28 protein-coding genes and 1 other annotated feature are annotated in these 24829 nt (G+C 37.9%); of the genes, 4 read left to right on the top strand and 24 right to left on the bottom strand.

Annotated elements, in window-relative coordinates:
* The first annotated feature begins 59 nt into the window (after positions 1–59).
* The gene (locus RGT18_RS00245; protein WP_028077413.1) at positions 60–1265 is read left to right on the top strand and encodes an ATP-binding protein; all 1206 of its coding nucleotides are present in this window, start codon (positions 60–62) and stop codon (positions 1263–1265) included.
* 57 nt (positions 1266–1322) lie between these two features.
* Here RGT18_RS00245 and RGT18_RS00240 read toward each other — a convergent pair whose 3' ends face one another.
* The 4 genes from RGT18_RS00240 to metG form a co-directional block, all read right to left on the bottom strand.
* Positions 1323–2858: a PTS sugar transporter subunit IIBC family protein gene (locus RGT18_RS00240; RefSeq protein WP_028077412.1), complete on the bottom strand. Its 1536-nt coding sequence runs from the start codon at positions 2856–2858 to the stop codon at positions 1323–1325.
* Between the two features lie 12 nt (positions 2859–2870).
* Positions 2871–3644, bottom strand: a complete 774-nt coding sequence (locus RGT18_RS00235; protein WP_028077411.1) for an NAD(+)/NADH kinase — start codon at positions 3642–3644, stop codon at positions 2871–2873.
* Between the two features lie 51 nt (positions 3645–3695).
* Entirely contained in the window at positions 3696–4136 is a 441-nt protein-coding gene (locus tag RGT18_RS00230) for a GNAT family N-acetyltransferase (RefSeq protein WP_028077410.1), read from the bottom strand.
* 104 nt (positions 4137–4240) lie between these two features.
* Positions 4241–6181, bottom strand: a complete 1941-nt coding sequence (gene metG, locus RGT18_RS00225) for a methionine--tRNA ligase (protein WP_028077409.1) — start codon at positions 6179–6181, stop codon at positions 4241–4243.
* A gap of 36 nt (positions 6182–6217) precedes the next feature.
* Positions 6218–6424, bottom strand: a binding site (T-box leader).
* A 195-nt stretch (positions 6425–6619) separates the two neighbouring features.
* Between metG and RGT18_RS00220 the strand changes: the two genes are divergently transcribed.
* Positions 6620–6820 carry a cold-shock protein gene (locus tag RGT18_RS00220; protein ID WP_006525301.1) on the top strand — a complete coding sequence of 67 codons (201 nt, stop codon included), beginning with the start codon at positions 6620–6622 and terminating at the stop codon, positions 6818–6820.
* 96 nt (positions 6821–6916) lie between these two features.
* Here RGT18_RS00220 and RGT18_RS00215 read toward each other — a convergent pair whose 3' ends face one another.
* The 7 genes from RGT18_RS00215 to mnmE all read right to left on the bottom strand — a co-directional run bounded on the left by RGT18_RS00215 (position 6917) and on the right by mnmE (position 13250).
* On the bottom strand, positions 6917–7891 hold the full coding sequence (locus RGT18_RS00215) for a ribose-phosphate diphosphokinase (protein WP_006525300.1): 975 nt from the start codon (positions 7889–7891) through the stop codon (positions 6917–6919).
* 67 nt (positions 7892–7958) lie between these two features.
* Positions 7959–8900: a bifunctional UDP-N-acetylglucosamine diphosphorylase/glucosamine-1-phosphate N-acetyltransferase GlmU gene (locus RGT18_RS00210; protein WP_037403357.1), complete on the bottom strand. Its 942-nt coding sequence runs from the start codon at positions 8898–8900 to the stop codon at positions 7959–7961.
* A 33-nt stretch (positions 8901–8933) separates the two neighbouring features.
* Positions 8934–9776, bottom strand: a complete 843-nt coding sequence (ispE, locus tag RGT18_RS00205) for a 4-(cytidine 5'-diphospho)-2-C-methyl-D-erythritol kinase (RefSeq protein ID WP_028077408.1) — start codon at positions 9774–9776, stop codon at positions 8934–8936.
* Positions 9773–10615 (bottom strand): 16S rRNA (adenine(1518)-N(6)/adenine(1519)-N(6))-dimethyltransferase RsmA, encoded by an 843-nt coding sequence (gene rsmA, locus RGT18_RS00200; protein WP_028077407.1) that lies wholly within the window; start codon positions 10613–10615, stop codon positions 9773–9775. Before rsmA ends, ispE begins: the two co-directional genes overlap by 4 nt.
* Positions 10612–11145 (bottom strand): ribonuclease M5, encoded by a 534-nt coding sequence (gene rnmV, locus RGT18_RS00195; RefSeq protein WP_006525296.1) that lies wholly within the window; start codon positions 11143–11145, stop codon positions 10612–10614. Before rnmV ends, rsmA begins: the two co-directional genes overlap by 4 nt.
* Positions 11129–11923, bottom strand: a complete 795-nt coding sequence (locus tag RGT18_RS00190; RefSeq protein ID WP_037403355.1) for a TatD family hydrolase — start codon at positions 11921–11923, stop codon at positions 11129–11131. Before RGT18_RS00190 ends, rnmV begins: the two co-directional genes overlap by 17 nt.
* A gap of 1 nt (position 11924) precedes the next feature.
* The gene (gene mnmE / locus RGT18_RS00185; RefSeq protein ID WP_028077404.1) at positions 11925–13250 is read right to left on the bottom strand and encodes a tRNA uridine-5-carboxymethylaminomethyl(34) synthesis GTPase MnmE; all 1326 of its coding nucleotides are present in this window, start codon (positions 13248–13250) and stop codon (positions 11925–11927) included.
* 95 nt (positions 13251–13345) lie between these two features.
* Between mnmE and RGT18_RS00180 the strand changes: the two genes are divergently transcribed.
* Both RGT18_RS00180 and RGT18_RS00175 read left to right on the top strand, forming a co-directional pair.
* A complete protein-coding gene (locus RGT18_RS00180) occupies positions 13346–14692 on the top strand; it encodes a DEAD/DEAH box helicase (RefSeq protein ID WP_028077403.1) in 1347 nt (448 codons plus the stop codon).
* Between the two features lie 145 nt (positions 14693–14837).
* On the top strand, positions 14838–15248 hold the full coding sequence (locus RGT18_RS00175) for a hypothetical protein (protein WP_028077402.1): 411 nt from the start codon (positions 14838–14840) through the stop codon (positions 15246–15248).
* Positions 15249–15316: 68 nt separating this feature from the next.
* Here RGT18_RS00175 and RGT18_RS00170 read toward each other — a convergent pair whose 3' ends face one another.
* From RGT18_RS00170 to RGT18_RS00110, 13 genes are all read right to left on the bottom strand, one after another.
* Entirely contained in the window at positions 15317–15883 is a 567-nt protein-coding gene (locus tag RGT18_RS00170; RefSeq protein WP_338174613.1) for a GNAT family N-acetyltransferase, read from the bottom strand.
* A 48-nt stretch (positions 15884–15931) separates the two neighbouring features.
* The gene (locus tag RGT18_RS00165; protein WP_028077401.1) at positions 15932–16465 is read right to left on the bottom strand and encodes a hypothetical protein; all 534 of its coding nucleotides are present in this window, start codon (positions 16463–16465) and stop codon (positions 15932–15934) included.
* Positions 16466–16540: 75 nt separating this feature from the next.
* Entirely contained in the window at positions 16541–16936 is a 396-nt protein-coding gene (gene atpC / locus RGT18_RS00160) for an ATP synthase F1 subunit epsilon (RefSeq protein ID WP_006525289.1), read from the bottom strand.
* Positions 16933–18327 (bottom strand): F0F1 ATP synthase subunit beta, encoded by a 1395-nt coding sequence (gene atpD / locus RGT18_RS00155; RefSeq protein WP_006525288.1) that lies wholly within the window; start codon positions 18325–18327, stop codon positions 16933–16935. Before atpD ends, atpC begins: the two co-directional genes overlap by 4 nt.
* Positions 18328–18342: 15 nt before the next feature.
* Positions 18343–19197 (bottom strand): ATP synthase F1 subunit gamma, encoded by an 855-nt coding sequence (gene atpG / locus RGT18_RS00150; protein WP_006525287.1) that lies wholly within the window; start codon positions 19195–19197, stop codon positions 18343–18345.
* Between the two features lies 1 nt (position 19198).
* Entirely contained in the window at positions 19199–20725 is a 1527-nt protein-coding gene (gene atpA / locus RGT18_RS00145; protein ID WP_028077399.1) for a F0F1 ATP synthase subunit alpha, read from the bottom strand.
* Positions 20722–21267 carry a F0F1 ATP synthase subunit delta gene (locus tag RGT18_RS00140; RefSeq protein ID WP_006525285.1) on the bottom strand — a complete coding sequence of 182 codons (546 nt, stop codon included), beginning with the start codon at positions 21265–21267 and terminating at the stop codon, positions 20722–20724. The genes atpA and RGT18_RS00140 overlap by 4 nt, the downstream gene beginning before the upstream one ends.
* Positions 21257–21769: an ATP synthase F0 subunit B gene (locus tag RGT18_RS00135; RefSeq protein WP_028077398.1), complete on the bottom strand. Its 513-nt coding sequence runs from the start codon at positions 21767–21769 to the stop codon at positions 21257–21259. Before RGT18_RS00135 ends, RGT18_RS00140 begins: the two co-directional genes overlap by 11 nt.
* A gap of 19 nt (positions 21770–21788) precedes the next feature.
* Positions 21789–22013: an ATP synthase subunit C gene (locus RGT18_RS00130; protein WP_006525283.1), complete on the bottom strand. Its 225-nt coding sequence runs from the start codon at positions 22011–22013 to the stop codon at positions 21789–21791.
* Between the two features lie 13 nt (positions 22014–22026).
* Entirely contained in the window at positions 22027–22731 is a 705-nt protein-coding gene (locus RGT18_RS00125; RefSeq protein WP_028077397.1) for a F0F1 ATP synthase subunit A, read from the bottom strand.
* Between the two features lie 4 nt (positions 22732–22735).
* Positions 22736–23074 carry an ATP synthase subunit I gene (locus RGT18_RS00120; RefSeq protein WP_028077396.1) on the bottom strand — a complete coding sequence of 113 codons (339 nt, stop codon included), beginning with the start codon at positions 23072–23074 and terminating at the stop codon, positions 22736–22738.
* Positions 23075–23143: 69 nt separating this feature from the next.
* Complete coding sequence (locus RGT18_RS00115; protein ID WP_028077395.1) at positions 23144–24037, bottom strand: ParB/RepB/Spo0J family partition protein; 894 nt, start codon at positions 24035–24037, stop codon at positions 23144–23146.
* Between the two features lie 3 nt (positions 24038–24040).
* Positions 24041–24820 (bottom strand): ParA family protein, encoded by a 780-nt coding sequence (locus tag RGT18_RS00110; protein WP_028077394.1) that lies wholly within the window; start codon positions 24818–24820, stop codon positions 24041–24043.
* Between the last annotated feature and the right edge of the window lie 9 nt (positions 24821–24829).

The raw sequence follows: 24829 nt of genomic DNA, 5'->3' as shown, positions 1-24829 counted from the left end.
TTAATATTGAAAATTGTTTATATTTCGATTATAATCGAAATATAAACAGGAGGTGCTACATGGAGTATATTTTACGACAAAGTTATCTAAATGAAATTCAAAAATTTATTAATAAGCCTGTCACTAAAATATTGATTGGTATGCGCCGTGTTGGTAAATCTACAATATTGAAAATGATTTCTGAAGTCCTTTTAAAGGATATCCCAAGTGAAAACAAAATCTTTATGAATTTTGAAAGCTTGGAATTACTTAATATTCGAAATGCAGAAACTTTTACCAAGCATATACAAACATTCCTCAAACAAAATAATGACAAAAAATATTTCTTCTTTGATGAAATCCAAGTAGTTCATCACTGGGAAGAAGTTATCAATGGTCTACAAGCAGATTATGATTGTGATATTTATATTACAGGCTCTAATTCCACAATGTTGTCAAGTGACCTAGCCACTGTACTTGCGGGAAGATATGTTCAATTTGAAATCTATCCATTTACATTCAAGGAATTTATTGATTGTTATAAAGATTTGCAATTATCACAAGAAGAATACTTCACTAAGTTTATTGAAATTGGTGGTCTTCCTGCTGTGAAGCACTTTCAACTCGATCCAAATCCAAGCTATAAATATCTTTCAGATATCTATAATACCGTCTTGGTGAAGGATGTTTTGGAATATAATCAGATTCGCGATATAGATATTTTCAATCGTATACTGTTATACGCCGCAGAAAATATTAGTCATACTTTCTCAGCATTAAATATTCGAAATTTTCTAAAGAGCGAAGGTCGTAATGTCTCAGTAGATACCGTTTTAAATTATTTGAATTTTTGTATCAATGCCTTTATTTTAAAGAAGGTACCTCGCTACGATACGATTGGCAAAAATATTTTAAAAGTTGAAGAAAAATATTTCCTAACTGATCACGGCTTTAGACAGGCAAAAGGTTTCTCCAATACCAAAGACATTGAACGTGTATTAGAAAATATTGTTTATACAGAATTATTACAGCGTGGATATACCGTTTATATTGGCAAAGTGAAGGATAAAGAAATCGACTTCATCACAGAAAAGGATGGTAAACGTCTCTATTTCCAAGTTTGTTATTTGTTGGCAACAGCCGAAACACGTAAAAGAGAGTTTAAAGTCTATCACGAGATTTCCGACAACCATCCAAAGTATGTCTTATCTATGGATACCATTGATTTTAGCCAAGAGGGATATATCCATAAAAATATCATCCACTGGCTGTTAGACAAAGAATAAAGTATTCGTCTAAAAAAACACTTCAATATCGAAGTGTTTTTTACTATCGCCAATTTTCTACATTACTGTTCGCAATGAATTGATAATTCCTTTATACAAGAAATAAGACTTTGCACCATAGAATAATGTATATGCATTTTCATTGTGTGTGATGCTAATTGAGCCAAGATCCATTAACTCTTTTTCATGCACGATTTCTTTATCGTATACCGTAATCACAAGTGACGTTGCATCAGCTTCTACATGTTTAATATTCTCTTGCCCACCAATCTGTTTGATGATTTGCTTTACCATCTTTTCACCTTCATCACGGATAATTAACCCTGTAGAAAGATGACGGAAGTATAGTCTTGTGGCTAAAAAGTATACAATTGCGGAAATCACACCAACAATCACGATGATGATTACGTTACGATATAAACTTGTATATTTTAAATAGCTTAATAATTCTGGTAGTGTTCCTACCGTTGCAGTTACTGCATTTGTATCACTTGTGACATAACCAAGATTGACATGCAGCGTTGAAAATAACCCATATAAGAACCCATTATACCCAAGATGAAAGAAGAATAATAACGGACTTACCATAAACACCATAATTTGTAGTGGGATAGTCGTACCAGATATTAAAGAAATCAGTGTACCTACAATACAGAGTAGCTTGACTTTTGTGCGTTGTATCTTTGAAGTACCGATACTGTACATCCCCCAGATCATTGCAGGAAGTGCAAAGATATTCATGACATAATATGGTGCAAACAATCTTCCTGCACCAGATGTAAGAGTTCCTGCACCTAACTGGGCTGTCCACACGTTTGCATCACCCAAAACCGTAGTACCTGCAATATTTGTCCATAACCCACCAGATGCCGAATACCATAATGGTTGTCGAATGAGTGCATTCAAGTGAAATAGTTGTAAGAAACGATCCGTGATACCATAAAGAATCATATTAAATGGGCTACCTAAATCAGAAGAGATATAGTTTACCAACCGTACAATAAATAGGATACAGTATGGCCAAATCACACCAAATACTGCGCCAGCCAACAAACAATACACAACTGTTTTGAATAACGCATCTGTCTGTTTGACTGGGGATGATTGCCCAATCCCATGATGATTATTCGTTCTACATGCGATATACGTTACCATCGTTACGATAATCGTTCCAATCATGCCAGTTAATATCGGATAATGTGCAGAACCTGATAAGTAACTAACCGATGGAGATGCAGTACCAATATTGAATATCGCATTATATGCATATGATGGTAAAACTGGTGCTGGCACAAACATTGTAGCGACATGGAATGCAAAATACCCAACTAGACCTGCACCTACCGTTACAGAACTATTTTTCTTCTGTGTTAATAGTCTTAATAAAATTAATAATGGTGCATACATTAAGATTGTGCGCGCGATAATTCCTAATAATTCTCCTACCAAGAAGACACCATCATTTGCGATGATGGTGACTAATCCATATGTAGGATGAAGAATCAAATTTGATACACCACATAGAAAGCATGCAAATGCAATTACAATGAGTGGAAATTTCAAAATCTGAAAATATGAATGCATGTATTGCATACTAGCCTCCTGTTAAAATAGTGAATTTAATTTTTTGAAGTAAGAAATCTTCTTTCCTTTGATCATGCGTACACGCTTTTGATCACAAACTCGAATCTCAAATTCTTTAATATCGTCAATTGGATAAACATCAGAGTCTACCCCAAGAATTGCTTTTTCAAAGCTTTCAGAGCTTAACTTCACCGTTGTATCTTTACTTAATACGATTGGCGCATAAAGTGAACGAGATTTACTATGATGAATGCCTGCAATCTCAGAAAGCTCAATTAAATCTAACCCATCTTGAATCACAGCTCCACCTAGAGAGCGGTTATATGCAGTAGAGCCAAGCTGCGTACATACACACATGCCTGTTCCACGGAATGTCTCTAAATATTCATCGCTTAGATGAACATCTAAGATTTGTGTACGTGCAATATTCTCAACACGAATTTCATTTACCGCATGGTAAATATTCCCATTTACTTCTGTCACAAGTAGTGGATACTCGCTAATTTCATATTTTTCAGATAAGTACATCTTTAGTAATTCATCAACTTCATTATCATGATAATCCGTAAAAAAACCTAGCGTTCCAGTGTGTAGACCTAAGAACTTCACATCTGGTATCAGTTCCATGTAATCATGAATCGCTTTGATATAAGTTCCATCTCCGCCAACCACAAATACTGTATCTGGATTCTCTTGGTTATATTCATATTGATGACTTAGTAATACTTGTTTGATTTTGTCACCAATCTGTTTTGATTGGTCATCAAATCTTGTTATGATTGCAAATTTCTCCATAAATTACTTCCTTGTTTGTATTATACATCACATTGCTTTAATTCAAGTGGATTATAGGCGTTTATATAATATTGCACTCCAGAAATTCATTCCTACTTCATCAATATAAAAGTGCAGGATTGCTCTCCAGTTTTTTGTGGCCGTACTAAGTAGCATCATCTCTATCCCTTTTTCGCGTAATTCTTCTTCCAGTCGTTCTATGAGCTGCTTTCCTATCCCACGCAAACGATAAAGAGGATGTACATAGATTTCTTGTACCTCAAAGTAATGCATGTTTTTATCTATAATACTTGTTTGCTTATCTTGAATTTCCTCTTTGCCAAAAACATAAGCTATCAGTTCATCATCATACGCTGCTAGGATATAACAATCTTGAAAGTCATCTTCTGTATTGGCTCGATACCCATAACAACTACCTTCTTTTTCCCACATTAAAGATAATTCTAATAGTCTTTTTATATCTGATTGTTTTGCTTCGTGGATAGCGACCATGGAAGATTTCTCCTTTTCTTAATCCATATCTATTATATGTTTGATTTTCATATTCCGAAACAAAAGAAACCCGCATCAAGAGATTCCCGATACAGGTTTAGTGCTTATTGAACTTTTGTGCCTGGAGTTAAGCCATTGACTTCAACAAGTCCGATTGTCTTTTCTTCCTTACCAGCTAGTAACATACCCTGTGATTCAACACCACGGATGACGGTTGGTTGTAGGTTAGCAATCATTACAATACTCTTGCCAATGACTTGTCCTGGCGTATAGCTTTGTGCTAAGCCAGAAACAATCTGGCGTACTTCGCCATCGCCTAAATCCACTTTTAGAACGAAGAGCTTATCCGCATCGGGATGTCTTTCACAAGAGAGAACCTTACCAACACGCAAGTCAATCTTCTGGAAGTCTTCTACTGTAACAGTTGGCTTCTTCTCAATTTCCTTCTTACGTGCCTTCGCATTGATTTCATTAATCATATCAATCTTAGATTGAATTGCCTTTTCGTCAATACGTGCAAATAAGATTTCTGGCTTCTCTGCAACATGGATGCCAGTTTCAAGCTTACCAAATTCAGAAATTGTTTCGAAGCCTCTTTGTTGTGTATTTAGGTCATCTAAGATCTTCTTAGATGTCTCTGGGAAGAATGGCTCCATTAATACAGCGGCGATGCGTACTGATTCTAATAAGTTATAGAGAACCGTCGCAAGTCGTTCAATCTTTTCAGAGTCCTTCGCAAGTGCCCAAGGTGTTGTCTCATCAATGTACTTATTACATCTGGAGAATAAATCAAGAATATTTTGGATTGCATCAGCTACCCTGAGTTCATCCATATTCTCAACGACCCTCTTCACGGTGCCTGTAGCGAATGCCTTCAGTTCATCATCGATTGGTTCACTAACATTTGGATTCGCAACAACTCCACCAAAGTATTTATTCTGCATGGAGATTGTACGGTTAACTAGGTTACCTAAGTTATTCGCAAGGTCACTGTTGATGCGTTCCATCATCAGGTCATATGTAACATGTCCATCTTGTGCAAATGGCATTTCATGTAACATGATGAAACGAACAGCATCTACACCGAATAATTTCACTAAGTCATCTGCGTAAATAACGTTGCCATGTGACTTAGACATCTTAGAATCACCAATCAATAACCATGGGTGACCAAATACCTGCTTTGGTAGTGGTTCTTTCAATGCCATTAACATGATTGGCCAATAAATTGTATGGAAACGAATAATATCCTTACCAATCAAATGAAGATCTGCTGGCCAGTATTTCTTATATAGTGGACCATGATTTCCATCCGCATCATATCCAAGACCTGTAATATAGTTAGATAATGCATCAATCCAAACATATACAACATGCTTTGGATCAAACTCTACTGGGATTCCCCACTTAAAGGATGTACGTGATACGCAAAGATCTTGTAATCCTGGTTTTAGAAAGTTGTTTACCATTTCATTCTTACGGCTTTCTGGTTGAATGAAATGTGGATGCTCATCAATATACTTCATCAATTGGTCAGCGTACTTACTCATCTTAAAGAAGTAAGCTTCTTCCTTCATTGGTACAACTTCACCACCGCAAACAGGACACTTGCCATCTTCTGTTAACTGGCTCTTTGTATAGAAGGCTTCATCCTCTTGGCAATATAAGCCTTCATAATATCCCTTATAGATATCACCTTGGTCATAGAATTTTTTGAAGATCTTCTGTACTTGTCTTTCGTGTGCTTCATCTGTTGTACGAATGAAGTAGTCATAAGAAGTATTCATAACATCAAACTGTTGTTTGATGACTGCTGCGACATCATCTACGAATTGTTTTGGTGTCTTACCTGCAGCCTTTGCCTTCTCTTCTACCTTTTGACCATGCTCGTCTGTTCCTGTTTGGAAACGTACATCATAGCCTTCCGCACGTTTAAATCTAGCGATTGCATCTGCTAGTACAATCTCATAAACATTTCCGATATGTGGTTTTCCTGATGTATATGCGATTGCGGTTGTAATGTAATACGGTTTTTTGTTTTCCATTTTTGCGTACCTCCTCAAAATAAAAGACATCCCAAATGAAAGGACGTCTTGCACGCGTTACCACCTTTGTCTTGCGGATGATTCAATCATCTGCCTCTCTTCGTTGTAACGGACGTCTCCGGGTCATACTCTTCGCATGACCAGCTCCAAGACCATGTTCCATTTTCCCTTCATGCATGTTTTCACCTACCACATACTCTCTACGCTTCTAAGAAAATGTACTCTTCTTTTCATTGCTGTTATCGGTATTATTATACGTTGAAAGTGTGTTTTTGCAAATACACAGAATGTATCTTTGTGTTGTTTAAAACCCTACCTATCCCCCTTTATTCATGCGCTCCACATAAATAAATCTTGTGTTTTTAACATTGCCAGTATATCATAATAGGGAATACAGGATTTACTTCCGTATCATAGAATAGGAGATTCAAAGGCACAATGGCAACAGGCAAGGTAAAATGGTTTAATGCTGAAAAGGGCTACGGATTCATCACAACTGATGAAGGTAAGGACGTTTTCGTTCATTACTCAGCAATTCAGAGTGAAGGATTCAAGACACTTGATGAAGGCGCTGCAGTAAGCTTCGACATCACAGAGTCTAATCGTGGACCACAGGCTTCCAACGTAACAAAGCTCTAATTAAGAACATTGTACGAACAAAAGAACGGTTTATCCGTTCTTTTTTTGTTGATAAGCACAAGAAAAGATGGCATATTACCATCTTTTTTGCATCTCTTATTTAAAACTGTCGAATGAGTATTCTTCATATACCTTAGATACAGGTGTATGATTTTCGATCGATTCAATTGTATTCGCAAGCATTTCAGCGATTGATAATACTTGAATCTTTGTTGTGTTTGCCTTTTGATCTTCACGAAGCGGAATTGTATCTGTAATTACCATCTTTGTGATTGGTGAGTTTTCAATCTTCGCAATTGCATCACGCGAGAATACTCCATGTGTAATTCCAGTGTAGATATCCTTAGCACCATGACGCTTCAAAATCTCGCATCCTGCTACAAGTGATCCTGCTGTATCACAAATATCATCAATGACGATACATGTCTTATCCTTAACATCACCAATGATGTTTTGCGCTTCTACCATGTTTGGTTTTGGACGACGCTTGTCGATAATCGCGATAGGTGCATCTAATAGATCAGCGACTCTTCTAGCACGTGTAACTCCACCATGATCTGGTGAAACAACCACCAATTCTTCCTTTGGAATCTCTAGACCCTTGAAATAACTTGCTAGCATTGGTACTGCTGTAATATCATCGATTGGAATATCGAAATAGCCCTGAATCTGTGCAGCATGTAAGTCAAATGTTACAACACGGTTAGCTCCTGCAACCTGTAATAGATTAGCGACTAGCTTTGATGTAATTGGCTGACGTGGTTTTGCTTTACGATCCTGACGAGCATAACCGTAATAAGGCATAATAACGTTAATCTCTCCAGCACTTGCACGTTTACATGCATCGATGCAGATGAGAACTTCCATCAAACGTTCCGATACTGGGCTGCATGTTGACTGAATAATGAAAACAGAACGACCTCTGACAGATTCTTGTGGTTCGACTAAAATCTCACCATCTGCGAAATGTTCAACCTTGATCTTACCTAAAGGTAATCCCAAATGCTTACAAATAGACGCTGCTAGATCGGTGCTTGATGTTAGAGCGAATACGACAGTTTCCTTAACCATGATTTTCCTCTTCTCCCATATTAATGTTGTATATCCTTATTAATTAAAGATGTTTTATAACTATTCGTCAACCCTTACGGCGGATAAATGGTCCGACTGTTTCAGCTTTTGAAACATTTGTGTCTTCTAACCATGTGCTCGGTAGAATTTCCGCGTAATCTTCTACAACTGTATCTCCATAGAGATATGTATTTGGGTGAATAATTACATCGGTTCCAAATGTTACATTTGGTCCAATGTATGTTGTATTAGGGTCATAGATCGTAACACCCTTCTTCATCCACTCTGTGTTGATTCTCTCTTGCATGTATTTTGCGGCATGTGCTAATTCTACATTTCCGTTGATACCTTGTACTTCTTGCCAATCATCACATGGAATCGCAACAACCTTTTTACCGAGCTTCTTTAAAATATCAACAAGGTCTGTCAAATAGTATTCATGTTGAGCATTGTTATTGTTTAAATGCTTAAGTCCTTCAAATAGTGATTGGTTATTAAAGGCATAGGTACCAGTATTGATTTCACGCACTGCCTTTTCTGCATCGCTTGCGTCTTTGAACTCTACAATCTTTTCAACTGTTCCATCTGCGTTACGAATGACTCTGCCATATGCACCATTGTCTTCTGGGATTGCGGTTAACACTGCCATGTCCGCATCACCAATCAAATCATATAGCTTTTGATATGTTTCTGGTTTTACACATGGTGTATCTCCACTTGCGACTAGCGTGATACCTTCTTCATTTGCGAGTTGTTGTGCCTGCATAACCGCATGGCCTGTACCTAACTGTGGTTCTTGTACGGCAAACTCACATTTACCAGCCATCTCTGTTTCAACTTCTTCGTGTTTATAGCCAACAACACATACAATTCTTTCTGTACCGGATTTCTTTAAACTATTGATGACCATGCCTAACATTGGCACTTCTAAAATCTTATGTAAAACCTTTGGTAATTCTGAGTGCATGCGGGTTCCTTTACCACCTGCCATAATAATTGCGTTCTTCATTTTCTTTTCTCCCATATTTCATGCAAGCATGATTCATCGTGTATGTACGGTCGTCTTCCTAACAAAGTATCTCTTCTTTTTTAATACATCAATGGAGCTGTCTAATAACTCTACGTCTCTTGTGATACCAAAGACGGTTGAGCCACTACCTGACATCAGTACTCCATCAAAGCCCAATTCCAATAGGTCTTGTTTTGCCTTTCGGATTTCCGGTACCAGTGTCATTGCGGCATTTTCCATTGAATTACCTAAACTGACGATAATGCCTTCATAATCATTGTATTCAAGTGCTTTTTGCATTGCCTTACAATCTGGATGAATACCTTCTTGTTCATCCACTATATGGAAGGCTTCTGCAGTCGATACACCCTTGCGTGGTTTAATTAATAGTAAGTAGAAATCTGGATTACATGAGAAGGTTGTAATCTTCTCCCCAATCCCTTCCACAAATGCAGGTCTATTGAGGATACAGAATGGTACATCTGCGCCAACTTCTTTGCCAGCTGCAATCATCTCATCTTTTGTTAGATGTAGATTACACATGCGATTAATCATACGTATTGCGGCAGCCGCATCTGCACTACCACCCGCAAGACCGGCTCTTGTAGGAATGTGCTTCTCTAAACGACAACGGAATTCTTCTTCAATATTATACCTTTCCTGCATGATATGAATTGCCTTTATAATCGTATTCTTATCATTGATTGGTAAGTAATCACGATTCAACTCCAGTGTCGTTTCTTCCGCAAATTCCATTTCTAAAACATCATAGAAATTAATTGGAATCATAATCATTTTTAGATCATGGTAGCCATCTTCTCGTTTTCCTACAACATCTAAACACAGATTTATCTTTGCGTATGCTCGCTCTTTCATTTCATGACCTCATGAATTTGTTTTAATTCATCGATAGTTAATTCTTGTGCACGTTTATTTACAGGAATGTTTGCCTTCTCAAGAATCTCTGTTGCCTTAACACCATCATCTACATATTCTTTGAGATTGTTGTAAATGGTTTTGCGACGTTGTTTGAAACATGCACGTACTAATTCAAAGAAATCTCGAATCTCTTCATTACTCGCATCGTTATCCTTCCTAGCAAATTGGATGATAACACTATCAACAGCAGGAGAAGGATTAAAGGACCTCCTTGGTACTGTAAATAAACGCTTAATATCGAATAGATATTGTCCTTCTACTGATAATGCATTGTATTCAGGATCTTTTGGTTTTGCAACAAAGCGGTCACCAACTTCCTTTTGTACCATAACCGTGATATAAGAGATATCTGGATTTTCAAATATCTTAAATAGTACTGGTGTTGTAATGTAGTATGGAAGATTTGCACATACAGATACGGTTCCATACTTTTCTTTTAATGCATGTACAACTTCATCTAAATCACACATTAAGAAATCCTGTAGGATAATCTCTACATTGGAATAGTCCTCTAAGGTATGTTGTAGTACTGGAATTAAACCTTCATCTATCTCAAATGCGAGTACATGTTGTGCATGCATGGCGAGTTGCTCGGTTAGACTTCCAATGCCTGGACCAATTTCAATTACTGCACCTTCGCAATGTGACATTTCAGCGCAGCGTTCTACGATAATTGGATCAACTAAGAAGTTTTGCCCAAATCCCTTCTTCGCTCGTAATCCAAATTGATCTAATATCTCTTTTGTGCGAGACGGTGTTGAAATCAATTTTTTCATTTATCTATAGCCTCTCGTAATTCTTCTTTGGTAATCGCAATACAGTTTAACCTTGAAAGCATGGTCTTCGCATTACCATCACCAACGTGGTAATATTCTCCAACTTTACGTCGAATTTCTGCACTATCAGATTTTCCACTTAAACCAAGTTCAAATAGATCACTCATCGTTAAACTACCCTTTGGTTCATTGGTGATGGTTACGAGATTCTGTAATGCATTCCATAAAGTATCTTTATCCGCATGTTCAATACCAACCTTCTTCTCTGTACGTGCATTGCGTTTCTCCACAAATGCATTCTTACAGTTAGGAACATGTTGATTAATGATATGCCGAATTTGATTGCCAGGTGTATCTGGATCAGTAAAAACAATCACACCTCGTGTACTTGCGGCATAACGTATCTGTTCAATGACTTTATCATCAATACTACTACCACCAGTTTCTATTGTTTCACAATCAAAATATTTCTTTAATTGTTGTGTATCATGTCTTCCTTCCACAACAATTATCTCATAAATGCGATCCATCAGCTTCCTCCAGAAATCTTGTCCAGTTCGCATCGATTTGTGCAGCCATCTCCTCAGTAGAAATATTTCGGATTTCTGCCATCTTCGCAACGATGTATGGAATATTAGATGGTTCATTACGCGAACCACGTACTGGAACTGGTGCCATATATGGTGCATCCGTTTCACTGAGTAAGTAGTTTAAATCGATTGTCTCTACTACATCTACTGAATGTCTTGCGTTTTTGAATGTTAATGCACCACCGAGTGCAATGTAATAGCCTAGCTTCACGAATTCTTTTGCCATCTCTTTTGAACCAGGGAAACAATGTAATAATCCCTTCCAATGATGTTTCTTCATGATGTCGAAGGTATCCTGCATAGCATCTCTAGAATGTACTAAGATAGGTTTGTTAACTTCTCGTGCAAGTTCAATTAACTTTGCAAAGTACGCACGCTGTACAGCGCGGTCAGCTTCATCTGTTACCCAGTGGTACTCTAGTCCAATCTCACCAATTGCAGTTACCATTGGGTCTTTCGCTAACTCACAAAATTCATTCCAATATTTCTCGTCTACCTTTGTCGTATCTTCTGGAAAGATACCAGCCGCAACTTTATAGTTTTTTGGGTCACGCTTTGCAAATGCAATTGCTCGTTTTGTTTCTTCTAGTGATAGTGTAATAATCATTAATTTATCCACGTGTTTTTCTTTACAGCGTGCGATAACTTCTTCTAAATCTTCTTGAAACTCTTCTCCCATCAAATGACAATGGGTATCTACATAATGTAATTCACTCATCTTATTTCCCTAAACAGAAGCGTGAGAAGATTTCATCTAAGAGATCTTCTTTGCCTGCCTTTCCAGTAATCTGTCGTAATGCAGTCCACGCTTTTTCTAAATCGATTGTTACTAAGTCAAGCTCCATACCTGCATGTAATGCATTTACTGCTTCACGCATTGCTTGTTCTGCCTGCAAAGCATAACCTATCTGTCTTTCATTATTTAGTGTATCGCTATTGGCTGCGATATACTCACTTTGATATTTCTCTACAATCGCATTTGTGAGTTCTGTAATATCCTTTTGGATAGCACTGATAGAAATACCTGCATGCACACTATCCTTATCTTTCTTATTGTATACAACGATACGATTGTAATTCTTTGTCTTTTCTAATAGTTCTTGATCTTCTTCGGTTAATTCTTCTGAACCATCTAGTACAACAATGACAAGCTGTGCTTTTTCTAATGCTTGTAAGGATTTGGTAATCCCAATCTGCTCAATTGCATCATCACTCTTACGAATACCTGCAGTGTCGATTAGGTTTAATGTGATTCCACTTAGTCTTACAGTTCCTTCCACAAGGTCTCTTGTCGTTCCAGCCACATCTGTAACGATTGCCTTATCTTCTTCCAATAACGCATTCAACAAGGATGACTTACCAACATTTGGTCGACCTAAGATAACGGTATTAATACCTTCTTTAATCACTGCGGATTGTTGGGCGGTTACGATAATCTGATGAATATCATTAATCCACTTCTCAGTTTTTGGTAGAATTTCTTCCTCGGTTAACTGATGTACATCATCATATTCAGGGTAATCAATATTTACTTCAATGTTAGAAATGATTTGTGTTAAATCCTCTTCCAATGGTCGCATTAATTTTGCGACAGATCCTTTTAGTGAATGAATTGCGCTCTTTGCGTTAATTTCATCCTTTGCCCAAATTAAGTCATTAATACCTTCTGCTTGAGACAAGTCCATCTTTCCACTAAGAAATGCACGTTCCGTAAATTCTCCACGTCGTGCCATACGTGCACCTGCACCAAGAATCAGGGACAATACTTTTCTTGTGATATAGACGCCACCATGACAAGAGATTTCTACAACATCTTCACCAGTATATGATTTTGGCGCACGGAAAAGGCTGACGAGTACTTCGTCAACAGATTCATTTCCTTCTTTGATGGTTGCGTAATGGATTGTATATCCCTTGGCATCGCTAAGATCTTTGCCTGTTAAGTCGGTAACGATTTGAATTGCGTCACTACCAGAGATACGAATGACGGAGATGGCTCCCATCGCATCAGCAGTGGCAATTGCGGCTATAGTATCCTGAAACATGCTGTCCCTCCAGTTTCCCATTATTATTGTACTAGTTTTATCAACTCCTTGCATGTTAACTCAGCAGTTTTTTTATTATGTGCTAAGATTAAGCCATGGAACTATCAAATTCTATACAAAATGCCCTCAATGAAATGGGCTATCATTCCTTATTACCAATTCAGGAAAAAGTTATTCCAATGATTCAAGATGGAAAAAGCTTATTTGTGCTAGCCAAAACAGGTAGCGGGAAAACTGCATCCTATTTAATCCCTGCTATCGAGCAAGTCCAAGAGACCGACGATTTTACTTCTGTTTTAATTATTGCTCCAACAAGAGAACTCGTAATTCAAATCTCATTAGAGGCAAAGCTACTAGCTTCCTATACTAAGGTGCATATCGTAACGCTGATTGGTGGTATAGATTCAGATAGACAGCTTAACGCACTACGTCATCGTCCTCACATTATTATTGGAACTCCTGGTAGATTATTAGATTTATATACACAGGGTGCCTTTGATCTTTCAAAGCTATCACTGTTCGTAATCGATGAAGTTGATCAGGTTTATTCGACTGGTCAATCGGAAGAGGTAAAGCAATTACGAAAAGAAATTCATGGTGTTCAAACAATTTGTTTATCTGCCACAAAAAACGATACGATTCAAACTTACTTTGATACTCCATTTGAAAAAGTACTACAAGGAAGTGTAGCAGTTAATGAAAAGATTCGTTCTTACTATCTTGAAACAGAAGATAAGAAGACATCATTACTATCCCTTCTAAAATCCCTTCCTATCACATCAGCGATTGTATTTGTAAACCATCGCAGTACCGCAATTGAACTTTCAGATTTGTTATTGCGGAATCATATTCTCAGTTCTGCTTTTTCTGGTTATTTTGATGAGAGGAAGCGTATCGCAATCATGAGTGATTTCCGTAAAGGTGATATTCGTGTATTGGTTGCGACAGACGCAGCTGCTAGGGGACTAGATATCCATGAACTATCTCATGTGATTCATTATGATATTCCAATTGATACCGAAACATTTATTCACCGTTCTGGTCGTACTGCACATCAAGGTGATGAAGGTATCTCTATTTCACTTCTTACATCGGAAGAAATGAAGTCAGAAGTTGGTATGTATATTCGCATGCATAGTCAAGCATATACACCACAAGATACACACACTGTCGATTTATCGGTTCCATATCAAAAGAAAGCTACACCTTCCACACAGGTAACACACATCCTCATCCGTGCTGGAAGAAATGATAAGATACGGCCAAAAGATATTATCGGTGCACTTTGTACCATATTCCCATTTGATGAAATTGGTACGCTTGAAATTCAAGATCGCTTCTCGACAGTCACAATCCTTTCAAAAGAGGATGATATTTTATCTCGTTTCGAAGATTTTACAGTCAAAGGAAAGCCTAGAAAAGTCGAATTATTGAATCAGTAAATTTGAAGTACACTTCAAATTTTATAGATTTTTTAATATATTTGAAGTTTGCTTCAAATATTCACTTCTTTTATGAAAGCGATATACTAAAGATACTAATACATCTACTATTTATCATTATTTTATAAAATTGTGAGGTGAAAGCATGCATAAGACTAGCACAAAGGTTTTAATCTCAGGTTTTTTACTCATCTTATTTGCGTCTATTTGTCTCAGTATTTATCTCTTCATGAAGTTAAACGCAACAATTTCTATAGGAAAAGGGCATTATCTTGCGATGAATTCGAATACAAATGGTGCTTACAACATGGAAATCTATGAGGATCATTCTGTGAAGATTTTCCTAGATAAGGTTTACGTAGAAGGTACTTTAGAACACGAACAGACACAATACACAGACACTTACTATATCCAAACACAGGATAAGAGGTATTTTATGAGTATCAATCATGATACTATATCTGTTCCTGTAGAAGTAAATGGAAATCTAATTTCTTTGGTATTCAAATTTGTTAGTAATGTTCCATTTACACAAATTGATTTACCACAAAAATAATCATGCAATTATAAAGTGAACCCCCTAAGTTTTTTATAATAACTTAGAAGGTTCACATTTAAGTTACATTACTTTGTCTTTATAGGAAACCATCCCATATTAAGACGAATTTCCTTTCGCTCTAAATCAGTGTTCGTATAACAACAACTGTCAAAACCGATTAAGGTAAAACCTGCATGCAGGTAGAAGTCAACTGCATTTATATTTGATGATTGTGTCTCTAAAATCAATGTACGATAGTTTTTTTCTACTGTAATCTTTTTGGCAATGTCTAACAACTTCTTACCATACCCTTGCCCTCTCAACTTCTCATCAACAAATAGTTCTGTAATAATCAACCGATTTGTCCAACTCTCCGGACAAATTTCAATTGCTGCAAGTAATTTGTTATCTTCTGTAATACCAAAGGCTTCCGCATCTTCCCACCAGTCTTCGTAAAGCTTATCAGGATATTCGCAGTCCTCTAAACTGTGCATAAAGGGTTTCATAAATTTTTTCTTTTGAATTGAAATCTGAAAACCATCATCTATCCTTTGCATATTCACATCGTAGTATTCTTTCGATGTGTATTCAACTGGTAGCAGTGTTCCTTTCCATGTATCTTTCCTTAATTTATGAATGATATTGTTTTTCATCATTTTCGCTCTTTTTAACAAATATAAACTGTATGCATCACAGTTTTTCTATAATGCACCTAAATCTTGCAAGGTGCCATCGCCTTCTGGCTGAATATTTTCTAGTTTGATATGTGGATTTCTCTTTTGTAAGTATCCTGCAAATCTTCTCGCTTCACCTTTGTCTCTGCAGCTAAGTGAGAAGGTTTTTTCTTTATTTGTAAGATAGATGGTTAACTTTCCATGTTTTCCTTCTTCGACCTTCATCACTTGAATGTCCATTGTGGATTCTTCATGCATGTCTAATCCTATACATGCGATCATACGATCGTTTAAAATCCAACTACGGTCAATCACACCGCCTTTTTCGTATTCTTCGATATTGTGAATTGATTTTAGTGCACGTGATATTTTAAATTTCTTTGTATAGTACATCACAAGGATAACACCCAAGATAGCTGTGCCTACCATCATCGCATAACGTAACTCTTGAATTCCCTTCTTTTCGTAAAAAAACGCTAGTGCGAATACTAGGAATACAAGTGGGGTCATGAACGGACCATACAATAAACTATTTAGTGACTGATAGTATTTTTTTATCATACTGTTACCTCAACGGACTTATCATACCATATCTAAAAAAAAGATAATGAAGAATGTCTTCACTATCTGTTTCTTTTATCCTTTGACATTTAATCTGTTCAGTGCTTTCTTTAATGCGATTTCTGCACGAACTTGATCGACGTTCTTATCATTTGACTGTAGACGTTGTTCTGCACGGATCTTCGCAGCGATTGCACGTTCGACATCGATTTCATCTTTATTTTCGATTGCATCGACCATGATTTCTGCGCTGTTATCTCTAAAGTAGAATAATCCCCCAGTCACCGCATATTCCATTCGTTTACCGGATTCAACTGTTGTCATCTTACCAATTCGCAACATCGTCACAATTGGCATATGTTCAGGTAAGATACCTCTTTGTCCATCCTGTGTTTCAATGTTGAGGATGGATGTATCTAACTCTTTATATACACCGTGCGGTGTTACGATGCGACAATGAATCATACTCATTTCAGTGACTCTGCCTTCTTAACAACATCTTCGATTGTTCCAACGCTTAGGAATGCAGCTTCCGGTAAATCATCGTATTTTCCTTCAAGAATTTCTTTGAAGCTTCTGACTGTATCAGCGACCGGCACATAAATACCTGGAATTCCTGAGAACTGTTCCGCAACGGAGAATGGTTGTGATAGGAAGTTGCGAACACGACGTGCTCTTGCGACAATCTTCTTGTCTTCTTCGCCTAATTCTTCCATACCCAAGATTGCGATAATATCTTGAAGTTCACGATATCTTTGTAGGATCTGCTGTACTTGACGAGCCACCTCGTAATGTTCATCACCAATGACTAGTGGATCTAACATACGTGAAGAGGATCCCAATGGGTCAACCGCTGGATAGATACCTAACGCAGCGATGGAACGGTCTAATACGAGACGTGCATCCAAGTGTGAGAATGTTGTCGCTGGAGCTGGGTCTGTTAAGTCATCGGCAGGCACGTAAATTGCCTGTACGGATGTAATAGAACCCTTATCTGTTGATGTGATTCTCTCTTGTAATCTACCCATTTCTGTTGCAAGGGTTGGCTGGTATCCTACTGCAGATGGCATACGGCCAAGTAGTGCGGATACTTCAGAACCCGCCTGGGTGAAACGGAAGATGTTATCGATAAATAACAATACGTCTTGATGTTCTTCATCACGGAAGTATTCAGCCATTGTTAGGGCGGATAGTGCTACACGCATTCTCGCACCTGGTGATTCATTCATCTGTCCATATGTAAGAACTGTGTTCTTTAATACACCAGATTCTTCCATTTCATGGTACATGTCGTTACCTTCACGCGTACGTTCACCGACACCCGCAACAACGGAACGTCCACCATGTTCGATTGCGATATTGTGGATTAATTCCTGCATCAAGACTGTCTTACCTACACCGGCACCACCGAACAGACCAATCTTACCACCCTTGGAATAAGGACAGAGTAAGTCAATAACCTTGATACCTGTTTCTAGAATTTCACTGGTTGTCTGTTGTTGTGCAAATGTTGGAGCGTCTCTATGAATTGGTAATTTGTGTTTTGCGCTTACCTCACCTAATCCATCAATTGGCTCACCAAGTACATTAAACATACGTCCTAATACTTCATCACCAACTGGTACTTCGATTGGTGCCCCTGTATCTGTACATTCCATGCCACGAACAAGTCCATCTGTAGATGACATCGCAATGCAGCGAACAACATCGTCTCCGATGTGTTGTGCTACTTCTGCGGTCATTGATGTCTGATCGTCAATTTTTACTTTAATTGCGTTATTGATGGAAGGTAAGTGTTCCGGGTCAAAGCGAATATCAATGACCGGTCCAATGACCTGTACAATTTTTCCTGTAACACTCATTGTTTTACCTTCTTTCTATACGGCACTTGAGCCACCAACAATTTCCGTTATTTCCTGGGTAATTGCGGCCTGTCTTGCCTTATTATATTCGAGTTTCAACGTTGTGCTTAACTCATCTGCGTTATCTGAAGCTGCCTTCATTGCTACACGACGGCTTCCTTGTTCTGCGGTTGTAGATTCCATCCAATCAGAATAAGTTACGTCGGTAATCATCATCGGAATCAAGCTATCCAAAATGGACGCTGGATCTGGTTCGAATAGTGTTTCTTGATGTTCTCCAACTTTTTCTTTCTTTTCGACGGATGGAATCATACACGGTAGTAACACATCAAACTCAGGCGTAAATGTCATCGTATTTACAAATCTTGTGTATAAGAGTTGTACTTTACCAACTTCACCTGCCCGATAACGTTCTACAGCACCTTCAATACATTTCTTTAAATCCGCAAATGAGATTTTATCTGAAGAGATTTGTTCCTCATTGATGATATTAAATCCTGCTTCTTTGAGCTGATGATGGATTGCAGTTCCAATTAAAAATATTGGGTCAGCAGGATCTAATGCTTCTCTTGCTAGCTTGAAGATATTCTGGTTGTATCCACCACACAAGCCTAAATCAGAACAGAAGATAATCGTCATTGTATGTGGGTTCCGATTATGCACAAGATACTTGCTTTCAACGTCTTGATTGTTTGCGACAATATCATTGACTGTATCTTGTAAACGTTGTGCATACTCACGGTTAGCTTCCATCTTTTTTCTTTGTTTTAGAAGCTTTGCGTTGGCAATCATCTCCATCGCTTTTGTGATCTTTTTGGTGGAGTTGACAGACTTAATTCTGCTACGCAAAGCCTGTCTGGATTGTGCCATCTTAGTTTACCCCTTTAACAAGTACGTATTGTTCGATTACTTTATCCATCACTTCCGTAATCTTAGAACGTAATTCATCATTGATGACTGCTTCTGTTTCGATTCGATCGCATACGTCTTTTGCATTTTCTTTGAAGTATCTATGGATACTCTTTTCAAAGCTTGCGATATCTTCGATTTCAACACGGTCTAAATAACCATTCTTCGCAGCGAACAAGGATAATACTTGTTCTGTCATGGATAATGGTTGGTATTGTCCTTGCTTGAGAAGCTCTGTTAATTTGGCACCATGGCTCAAAATCTTCTTTGTGACTGGATCAAGATCGGAACCAAATTGTGAAAATGACAACATTTCATGGTATTGTGCTAAGTCTAATTTCAGTGTTGAAGATACGCTCTTCATTGCCTTCGTCTGGGCGTTAGAACCTACACGGGATACCGATAGACCGGAGTCTACGGCTGGTCTTACACCCGCTGCGAATAGGTCGGTCTGCAAGAAAATCTGTCCATCTGTAATCGAAATAACATTTGTTGGGATATATGCTGAGATATCTCCAGCCTGTGTTTCGATAATTGGAAGTGCCGTCAAAGATCCCCCACCTAAGGTGTCAGATAATTTCGCAGCTCTTTCAAGTAACCTACTATGTAAGTAGAATACATCACCTGGATACGCTTCACGTCCTGGTGGTCTTCTTAATAATAGGGACATTGTACGATACGCAACTGCGTGTTTTGACAAGTCATCGTACACAATTAATACATCTTTACCTTGTTCCATCCATTCTTCACCAATTGCACAGCCTGCATATGGCGCAATGTATTGTAATGGAGCACTTGCGGAAGCACCTGCATTAACGATTGTTGTGTATGCCATCGCATCACTTTCACGTAACTTCTGTACCAAACGTGCAACTGTACTTTCCTTTTGCCCGATAGCGACATAAATACAGTTTACATTCTTTCCTTTTTGGTTGATGATTGCGTCGATTGCGATTGCAGTCTTACCTGTTTCACGATCACCGATAATTAATTCACGCTGACCCTTACCAATTGGAATCATTGAGTCGATTACCTTTAAACCAGTCATTAATGGCTGATATACAGATTTTCTAGTCATAACACCTGGCGCTACTCTTTCGATTGGACGTGACTTTACACTAACGATAAGTTCACCACCATCGACTGCTTCACCAAGCGCATTTACAACTCTTCCAAGTAATGCGTCACCTACTGGTACTTCAACGATTCTACCTGTACGTTTTACTTCATCGCCTTCGCGAATCAAAGTATCATGACCTAGTAATACGGCACCGATATGGTCTTCTTCTAAGTTCAATACCATTCCCATAACACCATGAGGGAATTCTAAAAGTTCTGAGGACATTGCTTTATCGATGCCCTGGACCATGGCAATTCCATCGCCGACGCTAATAACGTAGCCGACATCATCGGACTGAATCTTTTGTTCATAGTTTTTAATTTGATCTTTGATCAAAGAACTAATTTCCTCTGGTCTGATTTGACTCATGCCTGTCCTCCTTTCAATATCGCATTCTTCATGCGTTCAATTTTTGTTTTTGTTGTGATATCTGTAACGTTGTTGCCGACGGTTACTTTGATACCTGCGATAATTTGTGGATCGATATAGTTTTCAATTGTAACTGTCTTCTTTGTCTTTTGAATGAGTGCTTCTTGAATTCTATTTAAGTCTTCTTGACTTAATTTACGCGCTGAATGAACGACTGCTTTGACGATACCTAGTTCCTCATTTGCGAGTGTTTCAAACTTGCGTAGAATTTCATTGATATATGTGACTCTTCCACGATCAACAAGTAATTTCAGTAGATTTAAAATATCTCGATCAACAACTTTACCAAATACATTTGTTATAAAGTTCTTCTTTTCTTCTTTTGTTATTTTTACTGCACGCAAAAACAGTTCAACTTCATTGTTTTCTCTTAAGATTTTTAACAATGATTCGCATTGTTCTTTCTTTTCGCGTATTGTGTTATTTTCAGTTGCTAGCTCGAACAGTCCTTGTCCATAGCGTTCAGCTATCTCATTCACCATCGCCAACCGCTTCCTTTACGAACGCATCAATTGCCTGACGGTCGACTTTTTCGCCTTCGTGTTCGCCAATTAACTTACCGGCAGCACTGAATGCGACATCAACCATTTCTTTCTTCATGGATGCGTACATCTCTCTGCGTTCTGCTTCGATCTGTTCTTGTGCTCGCTGTTTTACAGCGGTAGCTTCTTTATCAGCCTGTGCAAGGATATGTTTCTTTTCTTGCTTTGCCTGCTGAATTGCAGCACTTACGATTTCTTCCGATTTTGTAGATGCAGTATTCAACTGCTCTAATGCAGCCTTGCGATCTGCAAAGGCTTCTTCTTTTGCTTTTTGACTCAATGCAAGCTCTTCCTGCATCTTATCTGCTCTAGCATCTAGAAATTTCTTTACAGATGCCCATAAAAAATGTTTTGCAACCAGAAATAAAACGAGTGTACTACAAAGTTGAGTCAGCACTGTCAAACCATTTGGAAATAACTGTTCTACAATATTGACTTCCATAGTTACCTGAAAGCCTCAATTAGTATACGAAAATAAGAAGAATAGAAACTAACAAACCGTAAATAGCACAAGTTTCAGATAAAGCGATACCCAAAATCATTGTGGAACGAATCTTTGATTCTGCTTCTGGATTCTTACCGATAGCGTCACATGCGTGAGCAGCTACTGTACCTTCACCTAAACCTGTTAAGAAACCTGTAAATACTGCGATACCTGCACCAATTGCGATTAAACCCTTTTCCATAATTTTTCTCCTTTTAATTTTTTTCTTCTTCAGGAATATCGTTTCCTAAAAGTACGATTGTCAAAGTGACAAATACCAATGTTTGAATAAAACCCGCAAATAAATCGAAATACATGTGTAGTGCTGGTGCAATTATTGGTGCCATGAAATTAAATACTGTTCCTTGGATACCAACAAGTCCAGCTAAAGCATTTGATAGATTTGCTGTCCCCATATATACAAGGGACATCATAATAGAACCACAAGTAATATTACCGAATAGACGTAATGCCATAGATAACATTGTTGAAAACTTACCGATGATATTCATCGGCAACATCGGTGCTATCGGTTCTAAGAATGCATGCATGTAGGCCTTAAAGCCACCGTATTTTAATTCCGCAGCCTGAATCATCAACCAGGTTAGGAATGATAATGTAATAGTTACACTGAAGTTAGCCGTCGGTGAACTTAATCCAAATAGCGAAATTGTATTACTAACAAAGATGTAGAACCATAATGCTAAGATATATGGCGTTAATTTATCCGCTACTTTCTTACCTACATTTGTACGTACTGTTTTATATACCGCTTCCGTTGCGAGTACAATTGGTACGACGATACCTTTTGGTTTTTCTAATGGATCTACCTTATTAATTTTCTTTGACAATAATATCATAGCGATTGCTAGGACGATTGTAATCAGGATGATTACATATACGTCCGATTGTATTGTCATGTCTTCACCGTCCTCTCTCTATGACTGCCACATGAAATATAATTGCTAATTTAATTGTTGAAAGACCAATTGCGCATGTTAGAACATTGAGATATTGCGGAAAGATTGCACTGATGACTAACACTGTAGCCATCAAAGCATAATTGATAGCGAAGTTTAAGTATGTTCCAGATGTGGACTGCATACTTAATGCTTGTCTTGCGAAATTCTCTGTTCTTCTATAGATAATAAATGCAGCGAATGATCCCAACAACCAACCTGTCGTCCATTGCCAGTGGAACGGCAAGAAAACAAAACTAATCAGAACGAATGCATAGTATATTTTCCAAGTATAATCTGTCATTTGTTACTTCCAACTACTTGCATTATATTCCTTTTTAAGTATGTGTGAAAAAGTCATTTTTCACACATATTATCCTTCATCTAGGCAATTCAATATCTCTAAGATACGGTTTAAATCCTCTGTATCTGTGTATCGAATTGTGAGTTTCTTGTTCTGAATTGTTACCTTCGTGCCAAGTTTCACTGAGATCTGGTGTTCTAGATCGTGGATGATTGGATCACGTTTCTTTTCTGGTTTTGTTTTGTTTGGTTTTACTTCTTCTGAATTAATATCTCTAACGTAGGCTTCTACTTCACGAACCGACATCTTTTCCTTCATGATCTTCTCAGCCGCATCAAGCATTTCTATCTCATCCTTTAAGCCGAGTAGTGGACGAACGTGTCCCATTGCTAGTTTCTTATCTATGACTAATTTTTGGACCTCAGAAGGAAGTTTTAAGAGTCTCATGATATTTGCACAATATTCGCGAGATTTACCAACTCTTTCTGCCAGTTTTTCTTGTGTATAGCCTAATTTCTTTACAAGTGAGTCATAGGCTGCAGCTTCTTCAATTGCGTTTAAGTCTTCACGCTGTACGTTTTCTAAGATAGCAATTTCCATCATCTGTTCTTCTGTAAATTCCACAGAAATTGCAGGTACAACCTTTAATCCAGCAATCTTCGCTGCACGCAAACGTCTTTCACCAGTGATTAGATCATAACCACTGACGCTCTTGCGTACAAGTAATGGTGTAAAGATTCCGTGTGTTCGAATGGAATCCGCTAATTCATTTAACGCAGTTTGATCAAATTCTTTTCTTGGCTGATAAGGATTTGGTCTAATTTCTTCAATTGCGATTTCTACCTCTCTTCTGCCAGGCACTTCCTTAGCGCTACTTTGAATATCGTCAAGAAACTGCTCAACATTCGAACCGAAGATAGAATCTAAACCGCGTCCTAAGCCTTTTTGTTTTTTCTCTGCCATTTTCTATCGTTTGATCCTTTCGTTTTGTGTAACTACTTCTTTTACAAGTTGTGCGTAAGCACGCGCACCTTCCGAACGGGTATCATACTCAAAAATTGATTGTTCACGAGATGGAGCTTCTGATAAACGCACATTTCGTGGGATAAAACAGTGATAAACTTTTTCCTTAAAGTATTTACGTACTTCCTGTTGTACTTCTACAGATAATTTTGTACGTACATCGAACATTGTTAGAAGTACACCTTCAATAGACAATCGTGGATTCCATAATTTCTGAACTAAGCGAATTGTACTTAATAACTGTGTTAATCCTTCTAGCGCAAAGTACTCACACTGTACTGGAATCATTACAGAATCTGCTGCTGTTAATGCGTTTGTATTCAATAAACCTAATGCAGGTGGACAATCAATAATGATGTAATCATATTGATTTCTAACCGCTTCTAGTTTTCTCTTTAATAGTTGTTCACGACCTGTTTCATATTGTGCCATGTCGACATCTGCACCAGATAAGTCAATGGTTGATGGTAGTACATCTAGTGGTGGCATCTGTAGCGTAACCTTTACATCATCCACATTTTCATCTCTCATTAGGATATCATATACCGTCTTATCAAAGCCTACTTTATGTGCACCGATACCATGGGTCGCATTCCCCTGTGGATCAAAGTCTACTAAGAGTACTCTTTTACCGATATATGATAATCCTGATGCTAGATTCATGGATGTTGTTGTTTTCCCCACACCACCCTTTTGGTTTGCGATTGCGATGATCTTTCCCATAATACTTCT

The sequence above is a fragment of the Solobacterium moorei genome (assembly GCF_036323475.1).
In the GTDB taxonomy this organism is placed as follows: domain Bacteria; phylum Bacillota_I; class Bacilli_A; order Erysipelotrichales; family Erysipelotrichaceae; genus Bulleidia; species Bulleidia moorei.
Note: the sequence above shows the minus strand (reverse complement) of the source record. Positions and strands in the feature narration are given on the sequence as shown.

Excerpts from the sequence above, each read along its gene's own strand:
- RGT18_RS00245 (WP_028077413.1), top strand. The coding sequence starts at position 60 with ATGGAGTATATTTTACGACAAAGTTATCTAAATGAAATTCAAAAATTT.
- RGT18_RS00240 (WP_028077412.1), bottom strand. The coding sequence starts at position 2,858 with ATGCAATACATGCATTCATATTTTCAGATTTTGAAATTTCCACTCATT.
- RGT18_RS00235 (WP_028077411.1), bottom strand. The coding sequence starts at position 3,644 with ATGGAGAAATTTGCAATCATAACAAGATTTGATGACCAATCAAAACAG.
- RGT18_RS00230 (WP_028077410.1), bottom strand. The coding sequence starts at position 4,136 with ATGGTCGCTATCCACGAAGCAAAACAATCAGATATAAAAAGACTATTA.
- metG (WP_028077409.1), bottom strand. The coding sequence starts at position 6,181 with ATGGAAAACAAAAAACCGTATTACATTACAACCGCAATCGCATATACA.
- RGT18_RS00220 (WP_006525301.1), top strand. The coding sequence starts at position 6,620 with ATGGCAACAGGCAAGGTAAAATGGTTTAATGCTGAAAAGGGCTACGGA.
- RGT18_RS00215 (WP_006525300.1), bottom strand. The coding sequence starts at position 7,891 with ATGGTTAAGGAAACTGTCGTATTCGCTCTAACATCAAGCACCGATCTA.
- RGT18_RS00210 (WP_037403357.1), bottom strand. The coding sequence starts at position 8,900 with ATGAAGAACGCAATTATTATGGCAGGTGGTAAAGGAACCCGCATGCAC.
- ispE (WP_028077408.1), bottom strand. The coding sequence starts at position 9,776 with ATGAAAGAGCGAGCATACGCAAAGATAAATCTGTGTTTAGATGTTGTA.
- rsmA (WP_028077407.1), bottom strand. The coding sequence starts at position 10,615 with ATGAAAAAATTGATTTCAACACCGTCTCGCACAAAAGAGATATTAGAT.
- rnmV (WP_006525296.1), bottom strand. The coding sequence starts at position 11,145 with ATGGATCGCATTTATGAGATAATTGTTGTGGAAGGAAGACATGATACA.
- RGT18_RS00190 (WP_037403355.1), bottom strand. The coding sequence starts at position 11,923 with ATGAGTGAATTACATTATGTAGATACCCATTGTCATTTGATGGGAGAA.
- mnmE (WP_028077404.1), bottom strand. The coding sequence starts at position 13,250 with ATGTTTCAGGATACTATAGCCGCAATTGCCACTGCTGATGCGATGGGA.
- RGT18_RS00180 (WP_028077403.1), top strand. The coding sequence starts at position 13,346 with ATGGAACTATCAAATTCTATACAAAATGCCCTCAATGAAATGGGCTAT.
- RGT18_RS00175 (WP_028077402.1), top strand. The coding sequence starts at position 14,838 with ATGCATAAGACTAGCACAAAGGTTTTAATCTCAGGTTTTTTACTCATC.
- RGT18_RS00170 (WP_338174613.1), bottom strand. The coding sequence starts at position 15,883 with ATGAAAAACAATATCATTCATAAATTAAGGAAAGATACATGGAAAGGA.
- RGT18_RS00165 (WP_028077401.1), bottom strand. The coding sequence starts at position 16,465 with ATGATAAAAAAATACTATCAGTCACTAAATAGTTTATTGTATGGTCCG.
- atpC (WP_006525289.1), bottom strand. The coding sequence starts at position 16,936 with ATGAGTATGATTCATTGTCGCATCGTAACACCGCACGGTGTATATAAA.
- atpD (WP_006525288.1), bottom strand. The coding sequence starts at position 18,327 with ATGAGTGTTACAGGAAAAATTGTACAGGTCATTGGACCGGTCATTGAT.
- atpG (WP_006525287.1), bottom strand. The coding sequence starts at position 19,197 with ATGGCACAATCCAGACAGGCTTTGCGTAGCAGAATTAAGTCTGTCAAC.
- atpA (WP_028077399.1), bottom strand. The coding sequence starts at position 20,725 with ATGAGTCAAATCAGACCAGAGGAAATTAGTTCTTTGATCAAAGATCAA.
- RGT18_RS00140 (WP_006525285.1), bottom strand. The coding sequence starts at position 21,267 with ATGGTGAATGAGATAGCTGAACGCTATGGACAAGGACTGTTCGAGCTA.
- RGT18_RS00135 (WP_028077398.1), bottom strand. The coding sequence starts at position 21,769 with ATGGAAGTCAATATTGTAGAACAGTTATTTCCAAATGGTTTGACAGTG.
- RGT18_RS00130 (WP_006525283.1), bottom strand. The coding sequence starts at position 22,013 with ATGGAAAAGGGTTTAATCGCAATTGGTGCAGGTATCGCAGTATTTACA.
- RGT18_RS00125 (WP_028077397.1), bottom strand. The coding sequence starts at position 22,731 with ATGACAATACAATCGGACGTATATGTAATCATCCTGATTACAATCGTC.
- RGT18_RS00120 (WP_028077396.1), bottom strand. The coding sequence starts at position 23,074 with ATGACAGATTATACTTGGAAAATATACTATGCATTCGTTCTGATTAGT.
- RGT18_RS00115 (WP_028077395.1), bottom strand. The coding sequence starts at position 24,037 with ATGGCAGAGAAAAAACAAAAAGGCTTAGGACGCGGTTTAGATTCTATC.
- RGT18_RS00110 (WP_028077394.1), bottom strand. The coding sequence starts at position 24,820 with ATGGGAAAGATCATCGCAATCGCAAACCAAAAGGGTGGTGTGGGGAAA.